This window comes from Saccharopolyspora erythraea (assembly GCF_018141105.1).
GTDB lineage: Bacteria > Actinomycetota > Actinomycetes > Mycobacteriales > Pseudonocardiaceae > Saccharopolyspora_D > Saccharopolyspora_D erythraea_A.
Map to the genome: position 1 here is coordinate 1,661,601 of NZ_CP054839.1, position 22,318 is coordinate 1,683,918.

General features: G+C 71.2%; 19 protein-coding genes. 9 read left to right on the forward strand and 10 right to left on the reverse strand.

Annotation, left to right across the window (positions count from 1 at the left end; translation table 11 throughout):
* Positions 1-115: 115 nt before the first annotated feature.
* The 4 genes from HUO13_RS07700 to HUO13_RS07715 all read right to left on the reverse strand — a co-directional run bounded on the left by HUO13_RS07700 (position 116) and on the right by HUO13_RS07715 (position 5,061).
* The gene (locus tag HUO13_RS07700) at positions 116-2,284 is read right to left on the reverse strand and encodes a putative bifunctional diguanylate cyclase/phosphodiesterase (protein ID WP_211900743.1); all 2,169 of its coding nucleotides are present in this window, start codon (positions 2,282-2,284) and stop codon (positions 116-118) included.
* Between the two features lie 152 nt (positions 2,285-2,436).
* Entirely contained in the window at positions 2,437-3,246 is an 810-nt protein-coding gene (locus HUO13_RS07705) for an SAM-dependent methyltransferase (RefSeq protein WP_211900744.1), read from the reverse strand.
* Between the two features lie 155 nt (positions 3,247-3,401).
* A complete protein-coding gene (locus tag HUO13_RS07710) occupies positions 3,402-4,307 on the reverse strand; it encodes an oxidoreductase (protein WP_211900745.1) in 906 nt (301 codons plus the stop codon).
* Between the two features lie 46 nt (positions 4,308-4,353).
* Positions 4,354-5,061 (reverse strand): M50 family metallopeptidase, encoded by a 708-nt coding sequence (locus tag HUO13_RS07715; RefSeq protein WP_211900746.1) that lies wholly within the window; start codon positions 5,059-5,061, stop codon positions 4,354-4,356.
* A 96-nt stretch (positions 5,062-5,157) separates the two neighbouring features.
* On the opposite strand from HUO13_RS07715, the gene HUO13_RS07720 reads away from it, so the two are divergent.
* The 3 genes from HUO13_RS07720 to HUO13_RS07730 all read left to right on the forward strand — a co-directional run bounded on the left by HUO13_RS07720 (position 5,158) and on the right by HUO13_RS07730 (position 7,201).
* A complete protein-coding gene (locus HUO13_RS07720) occupies positions 5,158-5,532 on the forward strand; it encodes a VOC family protein (protein ID WP_211900747.1) in 375 nt (124 codons plus the stop codon).
* A gap of 120 nt (positions 5,533-5,652) precedes the next feature.
* On the forward strand, positions 5,653-6,492 hold the full coding sequence (locus HUO13_RS07725; protein WP_249124523.1) for a hypothetical protein: 840 nt from the start codon (positions 5,653-5,655) through the stop codon (positions 6,490-6,492).
* 34 nt (positions 6,493-6,526) lie between these two features.
* Positions 6,527-7,201, forward strand: a complete 675-nt coding sequence (locus tag HUO13_RS07730) for a DUF899 family protein (RefSeq protein WP_211900748.1) — start codon at positions 6,527-6,529, stop codon at positions 7,199-7,201.
* A gap of 101 nt (positions 7,202-7,302) precedes the next feature.
* Here the strand turns inward: HUO13_RS07730 and HUO13_RS07735 are convergent, their stop codons facing one another.
* Positions 7,303-7,755 carry a nuclear transport factor 2 family protein gene (locus HUO13_RS07735; RefSeq protein ID WP_211900749.1) on the reverse strand — a complete coding sequence of 151 codons (453 nt, stop codon included), beginning with the start codon at positions 7,753-7,755 and terminating at the stop codon, positions 7,303-7,305.
* Between the two features lie 68 nt (positions 7,756-7,823).
* Positions 7,824-8,783, reverse strand: a complete 960-nt coding sequence (locus HUO13_RS07740; RefSeq protein ID WP_211900750.1) for a LacI family DNA-binding transcriptional regulator — start codon at positions 8,781-8,783, stop codon at positions 7,824-7,826.
* Positions 8,784-8,956: 173 nt separating this feature from the next.
* Between HUO13_RS07740 and HUO13_RS07745 the strand changes: the two genes are divergently transcribed.
* Both HUO13_RS07745 and HUO13_RS38245 read left to right on the forward strand, forming a co-directional pair.
* Positions 8,957-10,471 (forward strand): sugar ABC transporter ATP-binding protein, encoded by a 1,515-nt coding sequence (locus HUO13_RS07745; RefSeq protein WP_211900751.1) that lies wholly within the window; start codon positions 8,957-8,959, stop codon positions 10,469-10,471.
* Positions 10,464-12,398 carry an ABC transporter permease/substrate-binding protein gene (locus HUO13_RS38245; protein ID WP_211900752.1) on the forward strand — a complete coding sequence of 645 codons (1,935 nt, stop codon included), beginning with the start codon at positions 10,464-10,466 and terminating at the stop codon, positions 12,396-12,398. The genes HUO13_RS07745 and HUO13_RS38245 overlap by 8 nt, the downstream gene beginning before the upstream one ends.
* Before the next feature lie 751 nt (positions 12,399-13,149).
* Here the strand turns inward: HUO13_RS38245 and HUO13_RS07755 are convergent.
* The 3 genes from HUO13_RS07755 to HUO13_RS07765 all read right to left on the reverse strand — a co-directional run bounded on the left by HUO13_RS07755 (position 13,150) and on the right by HUO13_RS07765 (position 15,913).
* Positions 13,150-14,535 carry a M20 family metallopeptidase gene (locus tag HUO13_RS07755; protein ID WP_211900753.1) on the reverse strand — a complete coding sequence of 462 codons (1,386 nt, stop codon included), beginning with the start codon at positions 14,533-14,535 and terminating at the stop codon, positions 13,150-13,152.
* Between the two features lie 139 nt (positions 14,536-14,674).
* Positions 14,675-15,430, reverse strand: a complete 756-nt coding sequence (locus HUO13_RS07760; protein ID WP_211900754.1) for an EI24 domain-containing protein — start codon at positions 15,428-15,430, stop codon at positions 14,675-14,677.
* Between the two features lie 249 nt (positions 15,431-15,679).
* Positions 15,680-15,913 carry a hypothetical protein gene (locus tag HUO13_RS07765; protein ID WP_211900755.1) on the reverse strand — a complete coding sequence of 78 codons (234 nt, stop codon included), beginning with the start codon at positions 15,911-15,913 and terminating at the stop codon, positions 15,680-15,682.
* Between the two features lie 191 nt (positions 15,914-16,104).
* Between HUO13_RS07765 and HUO13_RS07770 the strand changes: the two genes are divergently transcribed.
* Together HUO13_RS07770 and HUO13_RS07775 are read left to right on the forward strand one after the other, a co-directional pair.
* On the forward strand, positions 16,105-17,142 hold the full coding sequence (locus tag HUO13_RS07770) for an ABC transporter substrate-binding protein (RefSeq protein WP_211900756.1): 1,038 nt from the start codon (positions 16,105-16,107) through the stop codon (positions 17,140-17,142).
* Between the two features lie 90 nt (positions 17,143-17,232).
* Positions 17,233-17,760 carry an Lrp/AsnC family transcriptional regulator gene (locus HUO13_RS07775; protein WP_349253366.1) on the forward strand — a complete coding sequence of 176 codons (528 nt, stop codon included), beginning with the start codon at positions 17,233-17,235 and terminating at the stop codon, positions 17,758-17,760.
* 65 nt (positions 17,761-17,825) lie between these two features.
* Here HUO13_RS07775 and HUO13_RS07780 read toward each other — a convergent pair whose 3' ends face one another.
* A complete protein-coding gene (locus tag HUO13_RS07780) occupies positions 17,826-19,262 on the reverse strand; it encodes a gamma-aminobutyraldehyde dehydrogenase (RefSeq protein WP_211900758.1) in 1,437 nt (478 codons plus the stop codon).
* A 207-nt stretch (positions 19,263-19,469) separates the two neighbouring features.
* On the opposite strand from HUO13_RS07780, the gene HUO13_RS07785 reads away from it, so the two are divergent.
* A complete protein-coding gene (locus HUO13_RS07785; RefSeq protein WP_211900759.1) occupies positions 19,470-20,840 on the forward strand; it encodes an APC family permease in 1,371 nt (456 codons plus the stop codon).
* Positions 20,841-20,924: 84 nt separating this feature from the next.
* Positions 20,925-22,310: an aspartate aminotransferase family protein gene (locus HUO13_RS07790; protein WP_211900760.1), complete on the forward strand. Its 1,386-nt coding sequence runs from the start codon at positions 20,925-20,927 to the stop codon at positions 22,308-22,310.
* Positions 22,311-22,318: the final 8 nt, after the last annotated feature.

Genomic DNA, 22,318 nt, shown 5'->3' on the forward strand with positions numbered 1-22,318 from the left:
GCACAGGCCGGTCCGCTCGTCAGCGGCCTCGCGCCGACCCAGTCGGAGATCCCGGAGCGAGAAGGCGGCTGAGGTTCCGCCAAGCGCCCACCTACGCAAGGCCCTGAAACCCGTCCTAGTTCTCCGAGGCCAGCTGCGCGAGCAGGTTGGGTACCTCGATGCTGGGCACCGGACCGCCGTAGAGCGCGCCGGCGCCGACCTCGCAGCCCATCTCGTGCCAGCGCCGCGCCTGCTCGACGCTGTCGACGTCGCCGACCGCCAGCAGCCGCCCGCACGACCGCACCAACGGCACGAACCGCTTCACCGCCTCCACCTCCGGCGAGTCCTCGGCGGAGTCGCGGACCAGCCGGACCACGTCGTCGGCGAACTGGATGATGTCCACCGGCAGGTCGCGCAGGTAGCGCAGCTCGCCCGGTGAGGCGTGGAAGCCGTGCAGGGCGGTGCGCACGCCGAGCCGGTCCAGGAACCTGACGTTGTCCCTGGCCTCGTCGTTGTCGCCGAGCATCACGCGCATCGGCATCGACACCCGCAGCCAGCTCGCCTCGAGCGAACCGTCGTCGAGCACCCGGCGGATGGTGCCGACCAGGTCGGGGTCCGCCGCCTGGTTCGGGCTGAGCCCGACCACCAGCGGCGGCCGGTGTCCCGCCCGGTGCCAGCGGGCGAGCTGCTCCCAGGCGCTGCCGAGGATCCAGTCCCGCAGGGACAGCGTCACACCCGAGCGCTCGGCCAGCCGCAGGCAGTCGGCGTGGTCGAGCCTGCCGAACTCCCCTGTCTCCCAGCTCAGTTCCGCTTCGATGGCGATCAGCTTGCTGTCGCCGAGCTGCACCACCGGCCGGTAGACCACGTCGAACTCGCCGAGCTCCAGACCGCCGGGCATCACCGCCGCCAGCTTGGCCTGGGTCCGCTCGTCGGGCGCGCGGTCGGGGTCGAACAGCGCCCACTGCCGCTTGCCCGCGGCCTCCGCGCGCCGCAGCGCCACGTCGGCCGCCCACAGCATGTTGGCCGCGTCGCCGTCTCCCGCGCAGCGCTGCACGACGCCGATGCTGGCCGAGGTGGCGATGCCGTGCTCGCCGACGTAGATGGGTTCGGCCAGCTCCTCGTTGATCATCGGCGCGAACTCGTGCACCGGCGGGGTGCGCGGCGACTCCAGCACCAGCACGGCGAACTCGGTGCCGCCGAAGCGGGCCAGGATCGCCTCCTCGCGCTGGATGAGCTGCTCCAGCCTGCGCGCGACGGCCTTGATGATGCCGTCGCCGACCTCGTGGCCGAGCCCGTCGTTGATCAGCTCGAAGCCGTCCAGGCCCAGGTGGTAGAGCGTCAGCTTGGCGTCCTTGGGCAGGTTGCCCAGCGCCGCCTCCAGCCGGGTGCGGAAGAACTGCCGGTTGGGCAGCCCGGTCATCGCGTCGTGCAGCGCCTGGTACTGGAACCGCTCCTGCAGCAGGTGCAGCTCGCTGATGTCCTCGACCATCGTGACGAAGTGCGCGGGAGCCCCGTCGGCTCCCTTGAGGACCGACACCGCGAGGTAGGCCCAGGCCGTCTCGCCGTCGGCACGCAGCAGCCTGCGCCGCTCCCGCAGCCGCTGCGTTCGTCCGCCCTCGGCCAGCTCGGCGTAGGCGGCGGTCAGGTACTTGGCGTCCTCGGGGTGGAACAGGTCGTGCACCGTCATCGACCCGAAGTCCTGCGACCGGTAGCCCAGCGTCTCCCCGAGCGCCGGGTTCACCTGCACGAACTTGCCGGTGAGGTCGCAGATCGCGACGCCGATGGGGGTCGTGGTGAAGACCTCGCCGAACCTCGCCTCGCTGGCCGCCAGATCGCGGTCGGCCTGCAGCTTCGAGCGCAGCAAGGCGCGTTTGAGCGTCTCCTGCTGGACGAAGGTGCTCTCCCGGTCGGCGGCGGCGTAGCCCGCGGCGATCGCGGTGAGCAGCCCCAGCATCCGGTGCACGCTCTCGTCGGCGGCGTCGGCGACCATCACGTCGCGGATCAGGTCCAGGCTCAGCGTCAGGCTGTCCTCGCCGGTCGCGTGGATCTCCACGAGCCGGGTGCCGACCGCCCGGCCGGAGTGGTCGGTGCGCTCCGGGTCCTCGAGGGCGTCGATGATGAGCTCGACCAGCTCCAGCATGCACAGCTCGATGGCATCGCGCGACATCGGGATGTAGGAGGCCGAGCTGAGCCGGCTCGCCCACTTCCTGGCCACCGCGGTGCGCCACCCGCTGCTGTGCCGTTGCGGCGTCAGCACTCCCGGAACCCGGTCCTCCGCCGGATCACCCGGCTCTCGCACGCTCATCTCCCGCTCCACAGAGCTGTTCGACATCCGTCCCACGCCTCACACCAGCCCCGGTCCGGCGGGCGCGCCGCGTTCCGGCACCCGTGCCAGCGGCACCCGCACCCCCGCCGCGGGCCCCCGCCGCTGCTGTCGTGGCAATCCCCTTCCCGGCATCACGGCTTGCGCCCCACCCCCGCGTAGATCCGCGAGCCGCCGGGCTCCTGCTCGGCCTGCTCCGGCCGGTCCGGCCGCCACACCGCGGTGCCCACCAGTCCGGGCTCGACGAGGTCGAAGCCGGCGAACAGCTCGCGGATCTCGGCGTGGCTGCGCGGCTGCACCGGGTCCGAGCTGTGCGACATCACCTCGACTGCAGCGGCCATCTGCTCGGCACCGGTGTCCGCGGTCAGGTGCGACAACGCCAGGAAGCTGCCGGGAGCCAACGCGTCCCGGTACCGGGCGAGCACGCTGCGCGCGTCCGCGTCGGGCAGGACGAAGTGGAAGACCCCGGTCATCAGCAACCCCACCGGTTGCGAGAAGTCCAGCAGCCGCCGGGTCGAGGCGTGGCCGAGGATGGTCTCCGGATGGAGCATGTCGGCTTGCACGATCGTGGCGTGCTCGTCACCCTCCAGCAGGAGCTGGCTGTGGGCGACCGCGACCGGGTCCCGGTCCACGTAGACCACGTGGGACCCCGGCACGGCCTCATGGGCGATCTCGTGCGCGTTGCCGACCGTGGGGATGCCCGAGCCGATGTCGAGGAACTGGCGCACACCCCTTCCCACCAGGTACACCACCGCCCGGCGCAGGAACGCCCGGTTGAGCCGGGCGAGGTCGCGGGCGCAGGGCAGCACCAGCAGCAGGCGTTCGGCGAGCTCTCGGTCGGCGGCGAAGTTGTGCGCGCCGCCGAGCAGGTAGTCGTAGACGCGCGCGGCGCTGGGGAGCTCCTCGTCGATCTCCCCCACTGCCCGCGTTGCCTGTTCCCTCAAGGCCGCACCTCGGATGTCGCATCACTACGTGTCGGCCAGACTACTGGGTGATGCCATACCCCCGGGGCCGCAGCCCGCGCCGATCACCGCGCGGGTCATCCGTATCGATCGAGATCTTCCGGACCCGCAAGGGCCGTGGCGAGGCGGGCAGCCGCTCAGTGCGCTTCTTCGAGCGTGTCGCCCTCTGCCACGACGGCGTCCAGTTCGGCCGTTTCGGCGTCGGTGAGCTCGATGCCGGCGCAGGCGGTGTTCTCCTCCAGGTGCGCCACCGACGAGGTGCCGGGGATCAGCAGGACGTTCGGTGAGCGCCGCAGCAGCCACGCCAGCGAAACCTGCGCCTGCGTCGCGCCGATGCGTTCGGCGACCGCCCGCAGCGCGGCGTCCTCGCGCGCCCGGCTGCCGTGGAAACCGGAACCGAGCGGGAAGAACGGGACGAAGGCGACACCGTGTTCGGCGGTGCGGTCCAGCAGGTCGGCCGAGGTGCGGTTGACGACGTTGTAGAGGTTCTGCACCGAGGCGATCTCGGTGATCTCGCGGGCCTGCTCGAACTGCTCCAGCGACACGTTGGACAGTCCGACGGCCCGCACCAGGCCCTGTTCGCGCAGCTCGGCGAGCGCGCCGAGCTGGTCGGCCAGCGAGATGCCGGGCTGCTCGGTGAGGTGGCGCAGGTTCACCAGGCCGATCGAGTCGGTGCCGAGGCGCCGCAGGTTGTCGTGCACCTGCGCCTTCAGGGCGTCGGGGTGGCCGAGCGGGAGCCACCCGCCCTGGTGGTCGCGGTAGGCGCCGACCTTGGTGGCCAGCACCAGGTCGTCACCGTAGGGGCGCAGCGCCTCGGCGATCAGCTCGTTGACGACCCACGGGCCGTAGAAGTCGCTGGTGTCGATGTGGTCGACACCCAGCTCCACCGCGCGGCGCAGCACCGCGACGGCGGCCTCGCGGTCGGCGGGAGGGCCGAACACACCGGGACCGGAGAGCTGCATGGCGCCGAACCCGACGCGGTGTACCGCCAGGCCGTCGGCCAGGTCGAACGTGCCGCCCAGTGCCGTCGATGAACTCGTCACGCCGCGATGTTGCTGCATCCCGGCCCGGTCGGCAACGAGCGACGGCTCACACCTGCGGGATCAGCAGCAGCCAGCGGCCGCCGACGAGCAGGGCGCCGAGCCCGATCAGCGTCCACAGCCCCAGCCACATCGCGGGAGGCACGCCGGTGAGCCGGGCGAGCTGGTCGGCGTCGGAATTGGGCGCGCGACCGCCCGCCCGCTTGCGGCGCAGCTCGGCGACCGGCCGGATGGCTCCGAAGAGCAGGAACCAGCTGAACAGCACGCAGCACAGGGCCTGCCAGGCCGGGGTGGCGAACCACGACACCGCGAACACCACGCCACCGGTCAGCACCACCGAGAGCACGCCGTAGGCGTTGCGGATCGCCAGGAGCATCACGACCAGCAGGCCGACGCTGATCCACAGCATGAGCCGGGCGCCGTCGGAGGACACCAGCCACGCGCCGCCCAGCCCCAGCAGCGAAACCGCCGGATAGCCCGCGAAGAGCGTGAACACCATGCCGGGGCCGGTCGGCTTCCCGGTGGAGACGGTGAGCCCGGAGGTGTCGGAGTGCAGCCGGATGCCGTTGAGCGTGCGGCCGCTGAGCAGCGCGACCACGGCGTGGCCGCCCTCGTGGGCGATGGTGACGACGTTGCGCAGCAGCCCCCAGGTCCCGCGCGAGGCCACCAGCGCCAGCGCGACCACGCCGACGGCCAGGGCGAGCAGGTTGCCGGAGTCCAGCAGCTCCGAGGTCCAGCTCCGTACGATCTCGTCCACGCAGACACTCACGGTTCGGGGTCGGATTGCCCGGCAAGGATGCCACACCCGGAAATCCCCACCTCCGCCTCGCTCGCGCGACTACGTTGGGCACTCGTGATCCTGCGCCACGTGACCGTCGACTGCGCCGACCCGTACCGGCTGGCCGCCTTCTGGAGCGAGGTGACCGGCTGGCCGGTCTCCGGAGAGGACGCGCCGGGCGACCCCGAGGTGCTGGTCGAGGCACCTGCGCCGCTGCCCGGACTGCTGTTCATCCGGGTGCCGGAGCCCAAGGCGGGCAAGAACCGCATCCACTTCGACTGGATGCCGGCCGACCGCACCCGCGACGAGGAGGTCGAGCGCGTCATCGGCCTCGGCGCGACGCTGCACGAGGACCACCGCACGCCCGACGGCCGCGGCTGGGCGACGCTGCTCGACCCTGAAGGCAACGAGTTCTGCGTGGAGCGCGGGGCGGCCGAGCGCCACCCGTGAGTCTTTTGGGCCGCTACGGCGACCCATCAACATTCCAGGCGATACCGGCGAATCACCGTTCTGGCGACGCCTCGCTTGTTAGAGTTCTGCTCTTGGTGCCGGCCGGCGAGCGGGGGGTTGGTGACGTTGCCGGAGGACAAGAAGCAACCCCCGGAAAAGCAGGGCAGCTCCGGAGATCCGCCGTGGGTTCTGATCACCGGCGCGGCCGCGTCCATCGTCGCGGTTCTCGGTTTCTTCGGGTTCTCCAACGTCGAACAGGTGACGAACCTGTTCGCCGGCGAATCCGCGTCGCCGTCGTCGACCACCGAGCCCACGAGCACGTCGGCCGAGTTCGCGGAGTCGGAGACGACGGAGCCGGAAACCACCGAGCCGGACAGCACCTACGAGGCCGCCGGGCCGACCTCCGCCGAATTCGACTCGAGCACGCTGGACGACATCTCGACCGACGAGACCCCGTTCACGCGGGACGCCCTGTTACCCGAAACTTTCACCGACAGCTTGGGAGTCGAGTACTCGCTGGTGGCCTCGGGCACCCACGACTGCACCTCCGCGGCGCGCATGAGCAGCAACATGCGGGAGCTGCTCAGCGAGTACGACTGCTCCAGGAGCGTCACCGGCAACTACCGGCCCGGTGACGACAGCATCCTGGTCTCCGTCCGGGTCCAGGCATTCGACGACGCTTCGACCGCGCAACGGTTGTCCGACGCCATCGGACGCACGGAGACCGTCAACTACGGAATCTTCTGCCCGAACAACGGCGTCGGAAGCGACGCCTGCGGTAGCCCGGCCTACCCGAACGCCAAGATTTCGCAGTACCGCGCGGCCGACCACAGGTATCTGGTCCTGGCAACCGCCTTCTACACGAACCTGACGTCGGACGACCGCAGCGCGGAGTGGACCGGCCCCGCCGCCAGAACCGCCTCCCGCGCCGCGGGCCCGGAGAACCACGTCGGGAACTAGGACGCAGAGCGCAACATCGCAGAGGGAGAGCACCGTGTCCAAGCATCAGCAACCACAGGCCGCACCCGCGATCGTCGACCGCGCCCGGTTTGACGCAGCGCTCGCCGAGCAGGTCGCGGCCGAGAAGGACGTCACCCGGCACAACGACCAGGTCTCGGCGAGTCGCCGTCGCCTTCCAATGGTGGAAGTGCAGGACTACACCTTCACCGGGCCGAACGGCCCGGTCAGGCTGACCGAGCTGTTCGGGAACAAGTATCTGCTCGTGGTGCAGAACGTGATGTTCAACCCCGATTGGGACGAGGGGTGCCCGAGCTGCACGTGGGCGGTCGACAACCTGCCCGCCAACATGCAGCGGTTGTCCGACGAGGAAATCGCGTTCGCGATGGTCTCGCAAGCGCCGATCGACAAGCTCGAGGACTGGCGCGCCAAGCGTGGCTGGGACCACGTCTGGGTCTCTTCGACTGATACCAGCTACCACTACGACTGGGGTTGGACCCGGAAAGACGAGCGAGGCGAGGAGGGGCCGCTGCCCGGCTACTCCTATTACCTGCTCAAGGACGGCAAGCCCTACCTGACCTACATGACCACCGGCCGTGGCACCGAGGCGATCCTGCCGGTGGCGCAGATCATGGACCGCACCGTCTACGGTCGCCAGCAGGACTGGGAGGACAGCCCCGAAGGCTGGCCGCAGTACCCAACCTACGGGTGAGCCCTTCGAGCCGGTCGCCGAACTGGGCTCTACGAGTCGGAGGTGCACCGGCGGGCGGCCACAGGTCTGCATCCAATCCGTCCTCGACCACGCCCACGGGCTCAGGTGCCTTGTGGCAGCCGTCCGGTCGTCCACACCAGGTGGTAGGTCTGCCGGCGGAAGCGCCAGCCATCTTCGGTGCGGATGAGTTCGCCGTCGTAGTAGCCGCCGGAGACAAATGGTTCCGCGACCGGGGTTTCGCCCGGTGGCAGGTGTGTCTGGATCGCGTTCCAGCGGACCGTGGCCCGATCGCCGTCGACGTCGATGAGGTAGTTCGACCCCGAGTGCTGGGTCGGCCCGAATCGGCTCATGCCGTCGGCGAGGGCTGTCACGACCGCTTCGAGTCCCTGGTGCTTCCCGATGGGGAAGGTGGCGCGGACGTCGTCGGTGAACATCGACCGGCCCCAGGGCAGATCCAGGCCGCGTTCGTCGAGAGCGCGGAAGAAGCGGTCGATGAGGCCGGTGATCTCGGTGTGGTCCGTCAGGGTTCGAAGCTGATCGGTCGGTGTCGTCATGCCGACAGCCTTCAACCTCGACAATGGTGGAAGTCAAGCCGACCGGCACATCGATGCGTCCGCCCGCCTCAACCCGACGCGCGCACGACGAGTTCCGGCGCGATCGCGATGCGCTGCACCGGGGCGTCCTCGGCCGCGAGCAGCCGCACCGCCTCGGCGGCCATCTGCTCCTGCGGCTGGCGGACCGTCGTCAGCGGCGGCTGCCCCAGCTCCGCGTACGGGATGTCGTCGAAGCCGGTCACCCGCACGTCGTCGGGGACGCGGACGCCGCGGCGCGCGAACTCCGCCAGCATCCCGAGCGCGATGGTGTCGTTGCCGCAGACGATCCCCTCCGGCAGCGTGCCCGCGGCGAGCAGCCGTCCGGCCGCCTCCTTGCCCCAGTCCCGGCTGAAGTCACCGAGCAGGACCGCATCACCCGCCAGCCTGCGGTAGGCGTCCAGCCGCTCCTGCGATGAGGAGTCGGTCGGTTCGGCTCCGACGAAGGCCAGCCTCCCCGCGCCCCGCGCGCCCAGGTGGCGGACCACCTCGGCGATGCCGGCCTCGCTGTCGACCCCGACCCACGTCCCGGCGAAGCCGTTGACGCGCAGGTCCAGCTGCACCACCGGCACCCGGGCGGCGGCGGTCTCCATGACGCCGATGCTGCGTTCGCGGTGGCAGGGGATCATCACCAGCGCGTCGACCCGGCGGTCGAGCAGCGACCGGACCTGGACCTGCTCGGCTTGCGGGTCGTAGTGGGAGCTGGTGAGCAGCAGGCTGCGCTGGCCGAGCTGGAGACGGCGCTCCACTGCCTCGACGAGGGTGGCGAAGAACGGGTTGGAGATGCGCGGCACGAGCATGCCGACGGTGTGGGTGGTGCGGCTGCGCAGCGCCGCGGCGACCGAGTTGGGCTCGTAGTCGAGATCGCGGGCGGCGGCCAGCACCTTCTCCCGGTTCTCCGCCCGCACCCCGCGCTGCCCGGACAGGGCGCGCGAGGCGGTGGCGACCGAGACCCCGGCCCGTGCCGCCACGTCGTGGATCCTGATGCCCAACTCCCAGCCCCCTTCGCGGATGTGACCGCCACCCTACTGTAATCGGTTTCCTCCGTAAGTCCTCTCTTGACAGCGCTGCCGCGCTGCTACAAGGTACGCCGAGCACGGAAATCGGTTTCCATCCGTTTTCCCTGCCGGCTCGACGAGGAGTAACGCGGCAGAAAGGCACGACCATGGCCGAACCGCCCCGGGGGCACCTGGAGCTGGCCGGAGTCTCGAAGTCCTACCCGGGCGTGCGGGCGCTGGACTCGGTCGACTTCGACCTGCGCGCCGGCGAGGTGCACGTCCTGCTCGGCGAGAACGGTGCGGGCAAGAGCACCCTGATCAAGATCATGGCCGGGGTGCACCGGCCCGACGGCGGAGTCGTGCGCGTCGACGGCGAGCAGGTGCGCCTGAGCGGCCCCGACCACGCCGAGCGGCTCGGGATCGCCACCATCCACCAGGAGATGGCGCTGGTCGGTCAGCTGACGGTCGCCGAGAACATCTACCTGGGCCGCCCGCCCCGCCGGTTCGGCGTGGTCGACCACGCCCGCATGCGCCGCCAGGCGCGCGAACTGCTCGACCGCATCGGCCTGGACCTGGACGTGGACGCGGTGGTCGGCGAGCTCGGCGTCGCCCAGCGCCAGCTGGTGGAGATCGCCAAGGCGCTCAGCCTGGACACCCGCTTCCTGATCATGGACGAACCGACCGCCGTGCTCAGCCGGACCGAGGCGGGCAGGCTCTTCGAGCTCGTCGGCGACCTCACCCGCGACGGAGTCGGCGTCGTGTTCATCTCGCACCTGCTCGACGAGGTGGGTGAGATCGGCGACCGCGTCACGGTGCTGCGCGACGGCGCGAAGGTCGGCGAGGTGCCCGCCGCCACCGACCCCGACGAGCTGGTGCGGCTCATGGTCGGTCGCGCCATCGACCAGCAGTACCCGTCTCGCGAGTCGCGGATCGGTGAGACGCGGCTCGAGGTCCGCGGGCTCGGCACCGACGGCGTGCTCGACGACATCACGTTCAGCGCCAGGGCCGGGGAGGTCGTCGGCATCGGCGGGCTCGTCGGTGCCGGGCGGACCGAGCTGGTGCGCGCGATCTTCGGCGCCGACCGCTACGACCGGGGCGAGGTGCGGGTCGGCGGGCACCCGATCCCGCGCGGTGACATCGCCGCGGCCCGCGCCGCGGGGCTCGCGCTGGTGCCGGAGGACCGCGCCGGGCAGGGTCTGGTGCTCGGCGCGTCGGTGGAGGAGAACCTGGGGCTTGCGACGCTGGGCGAGCGCACCCGCGGCGGTCTGGTGGACCGCGCGGGGCAGCGCCGCGCGGCCGAGAAGTCGGTGCGGGACCTGCGAATCCGCGTTTCGGGGCTCGACCAGCACGTGGTCACCCTCTCCGGCGGAAACCAGCAGAAGATCGTGATCGGCAAGTGGCTGCTGGCGAAACCGCGGGTCCTGATCCTCGACGAGCCGACCCGCGGCATCGACGTCGGCGCCCGCGCCGAGATCTACGAGCTGATCAACGAGCTCACAGCTGACGGCACGACCGTGGTCGTGGTGTCCAGCGACCTGCCCGAGCTGCTGGGAATCAGCGACCGGGTGCTGGTCATGGCCGACGGAAGGCTGCGCGGGGAGCTCGACGGCGCCGAGGCGACCCAGGAGCGCGTGATGGCGCTGGCGGTCTCGAACAACACGCAAGGAGATTCCGATGCCTGACAACGAGGTCAAGCAGCGACCTCGCCCGCTGAGCGCGCTGGGCCGCACCGCCGGTCCGCTGACCGGGCTGCTGGTGCTGGCGGTGCTGCTGGCGGTGCTGTCGCCGGACTTCCTGACCGCCAACAACCTGCTCAACGTGGGCGTGCAGGCGTCGGTCGTGGCGGTGCTGGCCTTCGGCATGACGTTCGTGATCGTCAGCGGCGGCATCGACCTGTCGGTGGGCAGCGTCGCGGGGCTGTCCGGGATCGTCACCGGCTGGGCCGTCGCCGGGGCGGGACTGCCGTTGTGGCTGGCGATCCCGGTCGGGCTGGCCGCGGGCGCGGCGGCCGGTCTGCTCAGCGGTGTGCTGATCACCGCGGGGCGGGTGCCGCCGTTCATCGCGACCCTGGCGATGCTCAGCGTCGCGCGCGGTCTGGCGCTGGTGCTCGCCGACGGGCGGCCGATCAGCCTGGACGGCTGGCTCGCCGAGCTCGGCAGCGGTGAGCTGTTCGGGTTCCTGCCCTACCCGGTGCTGGTGATGCTGGTGATCGGGCTGCTGACGGCGTTCGTGTTGCGCCGCACCTACGCCGGGCGCGCGATGTACGCGATCGGCGGCAACGCCGAGGCCGCCCGCCTCTCCGGCATCAAGGTCAGCAGGCAGAAGCTGCTGATCTACGCTCTGTCCGGGCTTTTCGCGGCGGTGGCGGGCATCCTGCTCGCCGCGCGGCTGGCGTCGGCCCAGCCCGAGGCGGGCACCGGCTACGAGCTGGACGCCATCGCGGCCGTGGTCATCGGCGGCGCGAGCCTCGCGGGCGGGGTCGGCTCGGCGCTGGGCACCTTCGTGGGCGCCCTGGTGCTGGCGGTGCTGCGCAACGGGCTCAACCTGCTGGACGTCTCGGCGTTCTGGCAGCAGGTCGCCATCGGTGCGGTCATCGCGGTCGCGGTGCTGTTCGACACGCTGCGCCAGCGCAGGCGGACCGGGCGCCGCGGCGCGCTGCGGACCCCTGCGGTGCGGCGCGCCATCGCGGCCGTCACGGCGCTGATCGTCGTCGCCGCGGGCTGGGCCGTCTACGAGCGGCAGCAGGGACCCGCCGACGCGAAGCTGCGCATCGCGCTCTCGGTGTCCACTTTGAACAACCCGTTCTTCGTCGACGTCCGCGCGGGCGCGCAGGCCGAGGCCGACCGGCTCGGCGTGGAGCTGTCGGTGACCGACGCCGGCGAGGACGCCTCGCAGCAGGCCAACGCGGTGCAGAACGCCATCGCGCGCAACGCCGACGCGATCATCGTCAACCCCGTCGACTCCGACGCGGTGGTCCCCTCCGTCAAGGCGGCCAACGACGCCGGAATCCCGGTGGTCGGCGTCGACCGCGCGCCCAGCGCGGGCACCGTGGTCACCACCGTGGCCTCCGACAACGTCACCGGCGGTCAGCTCGCGGCACGGGAACTCGTGCGGCTTGTCGGTTCGGGCCCGGTGGCGGTGCTCGAGGGCAAGCCGGGCACCTCTGCGGCGAGGGAACGCGGGGAGGGCTTCACCAACGAGATCCGCAACCACCCGCAGATCCAGGTCGTCGCCTCGCAGCCTGCCGACTTCGACCGCACCAAGGCCCTCGACGTCATGCAGAACATCATGCAGTCGCACCCGGAGGTCAAGGGCGTCTTCGCCGCCAACGACGAGATGGCCCTCGGCGCGGTCAAGGCACTCGGCGCCAGGGCGGGCACGGACGTGAAGGTGGTCGGGTTCGACGGCACCCCGGAGGGCCTCGACGCCGTCCGCGCGGGCACCGAAAGCGCCGACGTCGCCCAGCAGCCGAAGCTCCTCGGCAAGGCAGCCGTCGAGCAGGCCGTCCGCGCCGCCCGCGACCACAACCAGGGCCCCGGCCCGGCAACCAGCATCCCGGTCCAGGTCGTCACGAGGGAAACCGTGGAGCAGTTCCTGCGCAACCAGTGACACGAACCGGGCCCCACCCAACCCACAGGGCGGGGCCCGGTTCTCATCCCGTCGACCTGGCGCCAGCCCTTAGCCCTCGTGGAGGTCGACGGGATGAGAACCACCAACCGCCCCACCGCAGGATGCCCCGAAAACCCGCTCATCCCGGAGACCTGCCGGGGGCCTGGGGGCGGCGAGCGCCCCAGAAACCACCCACCCACCGCACGCCGCAAAGCCAGGGTGAGTACGTCGAAAACCCCCGCGCCGCCGCTCTCAAAGCCACCCGCCAGCGTCAGCCGCTACCTCAAAACCCCCGCGCCCCACCCCAAAGCCACCCGAAACACCAAGGCGCCCGCCCCCAAAACGCCCCGCACCCCACCCCAGTCCGTCAAAAAGCGGCGTTCCCACCGCCAAAGTGACCAGCCGCGACTCAAACTTCCCATCACTTGCTGTCACTCCGCTGTCACTCCGCGCTGTCTGCGGCCACTAGCTTGGTAGTCGGTGGGCGAAAGCCCTCCCCGCGGACCCGGTCTGGTGTTTTGAACGCCCTTCCCCCGAGCACCGGGCCGTGCCTGGCCAAGGGGCGCTCGCTGGTGGTTCCTCCGTTTCCCACCGCCCCCTTGGCCAGGCATTCCAAATGCCTCGGCCAGGCACTCCAAGTCCTCCGCCAGGCACTCCAAAACCTCGGCCAGGCACTCCGAATCCCGCGCCGAGCACTCCACGTCAGCCACGTCGTCGCGCACTTCACTCGCGAAGCCGCCCCGACCGCGATTCACTCGAAGTAGGCCGCCACGTCCACCGCGCCGCCCGCGCGCTCGAACTCCACGTGCGCGGCCTCTCGCAGCTCCGCGTCGGCGAGGTAGTCCAGGGCCGTGGACGCGAGCCCGTACGCTCCGTCGAGCACCGCCCTGTCCCCCGTCTCCGATCCGGCCGCGGCCGCGAACTCCGCCGTGTGCAGGGAAAGACTGTCGCCTTCCAGGCCGATCATGGCGTGGATGGCCGGCATGCGGTAGCTGAGGTTCCCCAGGTCCGTCGAGCCGGTGAGGTGTTCGGGAACCACCCCGCGCGGCAACGCCGTCCGCCCGCGCTTGGCCTGGTGCCGCGCCCAGCGTCCGGCGAGCGCGTCGTTGTGCCTGATCGGCATGTAGGCGGGTTGCTGGTCCCAACGCAGTTCGAGCCCGCATCCGGTCATCTCCGCCGCGCCGTGCGCGATGGCCTCGACGCGACCGGCCAGCTCGCGCAGCGTGCCGGGGTCGGACGAACGCAGGTAGAACAGCGCCGCGGCCCGTTCCGGCACGATGTTGGGCCGCTGGCCGCCGTCGGTGATGATGCCGTGCACCCGGTCCGTCGACGGCATGTGCTGCCGCAGCGCGGCCACGCCCTGGTAGGTCGCCACGACGGCGTCGAGGGCGTTGCGGCCCATGAACGGCTGCGCCGAGGCGTGCGCGGCGATGCCGTGGAAGATCACCTCGACCTGGCGGCGGCCGAGGAACGGGTGCGCGGCGATGTCGTGGGAGAACGGGTGCAGCATCACCACCGCGTCGACGTCGTCGAACACACCGGCCCTGGCGAGGTGTTCCTTGCCGCCTCCGCCCTCCTCGGCCGGGGTGCCGACCAGGCTGACCCGGCCCGGGACGCCTCCGCTCTCGGCAGCCAGCGCGCTCGCGGCCGCGAGGAATCCGCCGACCGCCGAGCAGCAGATGATGTTGTGCCCGCAACCGTGCCCGATGCCCGGCAGCGCGTCGTACTCCGCCAGGAACGCCACGTGCGGCACGCCGGCCCGAGCCTCCGCGCCGTCCCCGCCGCTCGCCGCGCCGCTCGCCTCGTCCCCGTACCCGGCATCCACCCGCAGGGCCGTCTCCAGCCCTCCGACGCCGACCTCGGCGTCGAAGCCGTGCCGGCGCAGCAGTTCGGCGACCTGCCGGACCGACCGGTGCTCGGCGAAGCCCTCCTCCGGGTGGGCGTGCAGGTCGCGGCTGAGTGCCACCAGGTCGGCGCCGTGCGCGTCCAGCCACGACTCGACCCGGCCGTGCAGTGCCGGGTCCGCGCCGTCGAAGCCGGAGCCGACGGGTTCGGCCGCCGCCACCGCTCTCGCGGTCGACTCGGCCACGGAACGCAGGTAGGAGTCGTCGGGCTGCAAGGGCTGAGAGCGATTCACACCCCGACCTTAGGAGCAAACTCCGGTTGAGCGAAGCTCCTCGCACATCGGAAACACGCCACTACCGCCCGTGTCCGCTTCGCGCCGCACCCGCTACCGGCGAAGGGCAACGCCCATGCGTGCCCCGGGGGTTCCTCCGTCAGGCCCGCGGCGGGCTCGCCGGCCCGAGGAACCGGTGCGCCAGCATCGTCCCGCCGACGACCGCCGACGGGATGACGACGAGCTGGGCGATCGGGACCAGGCACAGCAGGTAGGTCGGCAGCCCGAAGCCGAGGACCGCGGCGCGGTTGCGGCCCAGCGTCCGGCGGCGGTCGGCCAGCGAGAGCCCGCGCCGCTGGAAGACCAGGCCGACCATCTCCATCGTCACCACCCACGCCCCGAACAGGCCGCCCAGCACCGGGGCGGCGATCTGGCCGACGACCGGGATGAAGCCGAGCACGAACAGCACGATGGCGCCCACCAGGGCTATCAGCAGCAGCTTGAGCGAGTCGCGGACGCCCCGACCGAGCTCGCGGACGAGCCCGGCGCCGTCACCGGAGGTGTCCAGCCCGAGGCGCTCCTCGGTCTTCTCGGCGATGTGCTCGTAGAACGGGCCGCCGATGAGCAGCGTCAGCGCGATGAACGTGACCGACCCAAGCAGGGCTCCGGCACCGATCATCGCCAGTGCGAGCAGCAGGCGCAGCGCACCTCGCAGAGACTCCGCCCAGCCGTCGGCGAACGGGGTCATCGCGGTCGCCAGGTCGCCGCTGAAGTAGACCAGCGCGCCCAGCGATCCGAGCAGCAGCAGTGCGCTGATCAGCGCGGGAATGGCTCCCAGCAGCAGGAGCTTCGGCGAGCGCAGGATCATGCCGAATCCGGCGCCCAGCGTGCGGACTCCGGCGACGAAGCTGTTCATGTCTCTCCCGGGCGGTGTCGGTGTCGACCGAACCGTATCGGCCGGACACCCTCCCGCGCGGGCGATTGGGACGAATCACACTGTTCACTGTGGACGATCGCGGGCCGCGGACCTCCCCGGCCACCAGCACCCCGCGCCACCGCGTCAAGCCCCGAGCGACACCCGAAACCGCACCCACCACCGACATCCGCCAGAAGACACCAGCCGCCGTCCCGCGCGAAGCGAGATGCCGACCCGCGCGGCTCCGCCTCACTCCGCGACGTGGTGCCTGCGGTAGCGGTGGGCGGCGTGGCGGGCGGCCGACGTGAGCCGTCCGCCGAAAGCGCCGCGATGCCGCGGGTGCGGTTGCGGTTCGCGGTGGTTGGCGTGCAGCTCGACGAGCACCACGTCCGGGTTCTCCCCCGCGTGGCAGCGCCAGAGCATCCTCAGCAACTCGTCCTCGGTCAGGACCCAGCGGCGGCCGAAAACGTCATCGTCCTTCATCGCGACTCCTGACACCGGTTGGTGCGCGACCACGCGACTGCTCGATTTCCACGATAACCCACCGAAGAGCTGTTCCGGCCGGTCGGCGATCACCGCTCCCAACCCGCAACCACACCCCCGGACGACTTAGGTTAGCCTTCCTTATATTCGTCCCGGCGGCACATGCGTCCGGACCAGCGAAAGGAACGCCGATGGCTCCTCCACCAGCACCCAGCACCGGCCTGCCGCGACTCGGCAGGCGCGGGTTCCTGGCAGGCGTCTCCGGCGTCGTCGCCGCCGGGCTCGCCGCCGGGCTCACCGCCTGCGGGAGCGGCTCCTCGCAGGCCCCCGCCGAAGGGCAGGCGCCGAGCGCGGGCTTTCCGGTCGGCATCCCCAACCGCTACGGCACCGCGCAGATCGCCTCCGCCCCGCGGCGGATCGTCACGCTCGGCATCACCGACCACGACGTGCTGCTGCCGCTGGGCGTGGTGCCGGCCGGACTGACCGCATGGGGCCCGTGGGCCAGCGGCGTCGGGCCGTGGGCGGAGCCGATGCTCGGCGGTCAGCGGCCGAAGGTGTTCGGCAGCGACGTCGACGTCGAAGGCGTCATCGCCCAGACCCCGGACCTGATGATCGCGCTGCAGAGCGCGCTCACCCAGGACCAGTACAACCGCCTCAGCAGCTTCAACCCGGTGCTCGCGCAGCCGCCGGGCTCCATCGACTACGGGGTCGGCTGGCGGACGCAGGCCGAGACGATCGGGCAGGCCGTCGGCAGGCAGGCCGACGTGCAGCGGCTGGTCTCCGAGACCCAGGCGCGCATCGACCGCGCCCGCGCCGAGAACCCGCTGTTCGCCGGCCGCACGCACGTCACCGTGCGCACCGACTCGGCGGGCACCTACGCCGCCTACACCAAGGCCGACGCGCGCACGCACCTGCTGGAGCAGCTCGGCCTGCGGCTCTCGCCCGCCATCGAGGCGATGGACAGCAAGGGCAGGTTCAACGTCAAGGTCAGCAAGGAACAGGTCTCGCTGCTCGACGCCGACGTGGTGATCGTCACCACGGCCAAGCCGACCGACGTGGAGGCGGTGCGCAACGACCCGCTGCTGAACAACCTCGGCGCGGCCAGGCGGGGCGCGCTGGTCGTGCTCGACGACTACGACCTGACCATGGCGCTGGGCTCGGCGACGGTCTCCAGCATCCCGTTCGCGCTCGACCGGCTCACGCCCAAGCTCGTCGACGCGCTCAGCTGACGCCCTCCGGGGAGTCTTTGCGACCGGTTGCGGGCCGCCGCCACGTGGCGAGCTTGCAACCGGTTGGATCAACCACGACGATACGTCGCTGTGGCACGCAAGCCGGTGGACCGGGAACAGGACAACCCGGACAGCACCTCGAAGAACACCGTCCCCGCGCGGAACACCGTCGCCGTCGACGAGCTGTCCAAGCTGATCATCGAACAGCTGCAGGAGGACGGCCGCCGCTCGTACGCGGCCATCGGCAAGGCCGTGGGCCTGTCCGAGGCCGCGGTGCGCCAGCGGGTCCAGCGGCTGCTCGACTCCGGGATGGTGCAGATCGTCGCGGTGACCGATCCGCTCCAGCTCGGCTTCCTGCGCCAGGCGATGATCGGGGTCAAGGTCTCCGGTGACGCGCAACGGGTCGCCGACGAGCTCGCCGAGATCGAGGAGATCGAGTACGTCGTGGTCACCGCCGGGTCCTTCGACGTCCTCGTCGAGGTGGTGTGCCGCGACGACGACCAGCTGCTGGAAGTGATCAACCGGCGCATCCGCAGCCTGGACGCCGTCACGGGCACCGAGACCTTCGTCTACCTCAAGCTCCGCAAGCAGACCTACGCCTGGGGCACGCTGCGCTGAGCCGCCGCGGCCAGGGGCTGTGTCACATGCGTCCGGTTCGGCCACCCGACCCGCTCCCGGAGCGTCTACTCGCCCAGGCTCGACATCACGTGCTTGACGCGGGTGTAGTCCTCCAGGCCGTACATCGACAGGTCCTTGCCGTAGCCGGAATGCCGGAAGCCGCCGTGCGGCATCTCGGCGACCAGCGGGATGTGGGTGTTGATCCACACCGTGCCGAACTCCAGCTCCGCGCTCGCCCGCATCGCCCGCCCGTGGTCGGCGGTCCACACCGATGAGGCCAGCCCGTAGCGCACGGCGTTGGCCTTGTCGTAGGCGTCCTGTTCATCGCTGAACCGCTGCACGGTCAGCACCGGGCCGAAGACCTCCTCCTGCACGATCTCGTCGTCCTGGCGCAGGCCGGAGACGACGGTCGGCGCGTAGAAGTACCCGCGGTCGCCGACCCGCTCCCCGCCACAGTGGACGGTCGCGTGGGCGGGCAGCCGGTCCACGAAGCCCGCGACCTTCTCCAGTTGCGCCGCGCTGTTGAGCGGCCCGTAGAGGACGTCGGGGTCATCGGCCGCGCCGGTCTTCGTCGCACGCGCCTGCTCGGTCAGCGCGGCGAGGAAGTCGTCGTGCACCGCGTCGTGGACGAGCACCCGGGTCGCCGCGGTGCAGTCCTGCCCCGCGTTGAAGTACCCGGCGGTGGCGATGCCCTCGGCCGCGGCGGCGATGTCGGCGTCGTCGAACACCAGCACCGGGGCCTTGCCGCCGAGCTCCAGGTGGACGCGCTTGAGGTCTTGGGCGGCCGACCCGGCGACCTCCATGCCCGCCCGCACCGATCCGGTGATCGAGGCCATCCGCGGCACCGGGTGTTCCACGAGCAGCCGCCCGGTGTCGCGGTCGCCGGTGACGACGTTGAACACGCCAGCGGGCAGGAACTCCGAGGCGATCCCGGCGAGCAGCAGCGTGCTCGCCGGGGTCGTCTCCGACGGCTTGAGCACGACGGTGTTGCCCGCGGCCAGCGCGGGCGCGATCTTCCAGATCGCCATCAGCAGCGGGTAGTTCCACGGCGTCACCTGCGCGCAGACGCCGACCGGCTCGCGGCGCACGAACGAGGTGTGCCCGGCCATGTACTCGCCCGCGGCCTTGCCCTCCAGCACCCGCGCCGCACCGGCGAAGAACCGGAGGTGGTCCAGCACCATCGGCATCTCCTCGGCGCGGGTCATCGCCAGGGGCTTGCCGGTGTCGGCGCACTCGACCGCGATGACCTCCTCGGCGCGCGCCTCGACGGCGTCGGCGATGCGGGTCATCGCGAGCTGGCGCTGCGCGGGCGTGGTGCGCCGCCAGTCGCGGAACGCCTTGTCCGCGGCCGACATCGCGGCCTCGACGTCGGCAGGCCCGGACAACGCCTGCTCGGCCTGGACCTCGCCGGTGACCGGGTCGAGCACCTCCAGCGCACGCCCGTCGGCCGCCGGAACCCAGCGGCCGTCGATGAAGTTGTCGAGCACCCGGCTGCCCGCCATCGGCACACCTCTTCCCTCAAAGCTCAAGATCGATCGAAGCGACGGAGTTCGTCGCGAACATGCTCTCTTGCAACGCTTTCGATGGCAATACGTCCTCCTGAACCACGTTTTTCGTTGTCGGAGTATTGACGCGGCCAGGCCCGCTCCTTTCAATGGGACGCCACGCGCGCGCTGCCCTGCCCCTCGATTCCCCTGCGAGGCATCCACATGTCGCGAATCGATGACGCCCAGGCGTCACCGACCCGGACCGAGAACCTGCCCAGAGTGCTGACCGTGTTCGGCGGCGTCCTGCTGACGCTGTCCTGCGTGACCCCGGCTTCGTCGCTGTTCATCGTCGTGCCGCCGCTGGTGCAGACCCAGGGCACGGGCGTGGTGCTCACCCTCGTGCTCAGCGCGTTGGTCTCGCTCGGCGTCGCCTGCTGCTACAGCGAGCTGGGCACCCGCTTCCCGCACGCGGGCGGCGAGTACTCGATCGTGGCGCGGGTGCTCGGCCGCGGCGCCGGCTGGGTCACCTTCGTCATGAGCCTGGTGATGATCGTGGTCGTGCCGCCGGTGATCGCCCTGGGCACGGCCGACTACCTGAGCGCGTTCGCCGGCCTGGACCCGTCGCTCACCGGCGCGGCCGTGATGGCACTGGCCACCGCGACCGCGCTGCTGGACGTCCGCTCCAACGCGCTGGTGACCGGGATCTTCCTCGGCATCGAGGTGCTGGCCGCCGCGCTGGTGGCGATCTTCGGCTTCGCCAACGCCGAACGGCCGGTGAGCACGCTGGTCGCGCCGGTCGTCCCGGACACCGCGGGCGGGTCCGCGCCGTTCACCGTCGGCGTGCTGCTGACCGGCCTCACCGTCGGCATCTTCACCTTCCAGGGCTTCGGCAGCGCGGTCTACCTCTCGGAGGAGCTGCGCGACCCGCGCCGCAGCGTGGCGCGGACGGTGATCTGGTCGCTGCTGGCGTCGGTGGTGATCATCGTGGTGCCGACGGCCGCGGTCGTCCTCGGCGCACCCACCGGGACCGACCTGGCCGGCGCCGACTTCACCGCCATCGTCGAGTCGTGGGGCGGACCGGTGCTGGCGGCGTTCGTGAGCCTGACCGTGGCCGCGGCGATCCTCAACGCGGTGATCGTCATGGTCCTGCAGAACGCCCGGGTCCTCTACGCCTCCGCACGCGACCGGGCGTGGCCGTCGGCGATCAACGGCGCGCTGACCCGGCTGCACCCGCGCTGGCGCTCGCCGTGGGTCGCGACCCTCGCGGTGGGCCTGCCGGGCGCGGTCCTGGCCGGGCTGGCCGACATCGAGGCGCTCATCGGGGTCACCGGCGTGGTCGTCGCGGCGCTCTACCTGCTGCTGGCGGTCGCCGCGCTGCGGTCGCGGCGGCAGCGGGCCGAGCACGGGTGGCGGATGCCGCTGTGGCCGGTCCCGGCGGTGGTGACCATCGCGGCCATCTGCCTGGCGCTGGCGAACCAGGAGACCTCCGACCTGCTGCTGACCGGCGGGGTCGTCGTCCTGGCCGGGCTGTACTACGCCTGCCACCTCCGGACCCGTCGCGAGACGCACTGGATCATCTCGAAACAGTCGTAGATAACACGCCATGCGACGCTTTCAGTTGTTCAAGCGCTCATATACGATGGAAACCGCAATGTCGTCCAGAACGCGAGGTTGATCATGACCGCGACGGAGAACCCCGCCGCCACCAGGACGCTCGGCGACCGGGCACGCGACCACCTGTGGCTGCACTTCGCCCAGCACGCCGGCTACGCCGACCGGGAGATCCCGGTGATCACCCGCGGCGAGGGCGCCTACGTCTACGACGAGCGCGGCAAGCGCTACTTCGACGGCCTGGCCGGGCTGTTCGCGGTCCAGGTCGGCCACGGCCGCGAGGAGCTGGCGCGGGCCGCGGCGGAGCAGACCCGCAAGCTCGCCTACTTCCCGCTCTGGTCGCACGCCCACCCCAGCGCCATCGAGCTCGCCGAGCGGATCGCCGCGCAGGCGCCGGGCAAGCTGAACCGGGTCTTCTTCACCGGAGGTGGCGGCGAGGCCGTCGAGACCGCGTGGAAGCTGGCCAAGCAGTACTTCAAGAAGACCGGCAAGCCGACCAAGCACAAGGTGATCAGCCGCTCGCTGGCCTACCACGGCACCTCGCAGGGCGCGCTGTCGATCACCGGCATCCCGGGCGCGAAGCAGGACTTCGAGCCGCTGGTGCCCAGCGCCATCAAGGTGCCCAACACCAACTTCTACCGCGCGCCCGAGCACGCCGACGACTACGAAGCGTTCGGCCGCTGGGCCGCCGACCAGGTCGCGCTCGCCATCGAGATGGAGGGCCCGGACACCGTGGCGGCGGTGTTCCTCGAACCGCTGCAGAACACCGGCGGCTGCTTCCCGCCGCCGCCCGGCTACTGGCAGCGGGTCCGCGAGATCTGCGACGCCTACGACGTCCTGCTGGTCTCCGACGAGGTGATCTGCGCCTTCGGCCGTCTCGGGCACGACTTCGGCGCCAACCGCTACGGCTACCAGCCCGACATCATCACCACCGCCAAGGGGCTCACGTCCGGCTACGCGCCGCTGGGCGCGATGATCGCCGACGAGCGGCTGATGCGGCCGTTCCTGTCCGGCGGCAGCAGCTTCGCGCACGGCTCGACCTACGGCGGACATCCCGTCTCGTGCGCGGTGGCGATGGCCAACCTCGACGTCATGGAGTCCGAGGACCTCTACGGCCAGGTCCTGGCGAACGAGGCGAACTTCCGCGCCACGCTGGGGAAGCTGCTCGACCTGCCGATCGTCGGGGACGTGCGCGGGCAGGGCTACTTCTACGGCATCGAGCTGGTGAAGGACAAGGCGACCAAGGCGACCTTCACCCCGGACGACGCAGAGCGCGTGCTGCGCGGCTACGTCTCCGACGCGCTGTTCGACGCCGGGCTCTACTGCCGCGCCGACGACCGCGCCGAACCGGTGATCCAGCTCGCGCCGCCGCTGATCTGCACCCAGGAGCACTTCGACGAGGTCGAGCAGATCCTGCGCGCGGTGCTGTCGGAGGCGTGGACGCGGCTGTGAGGGCAGGG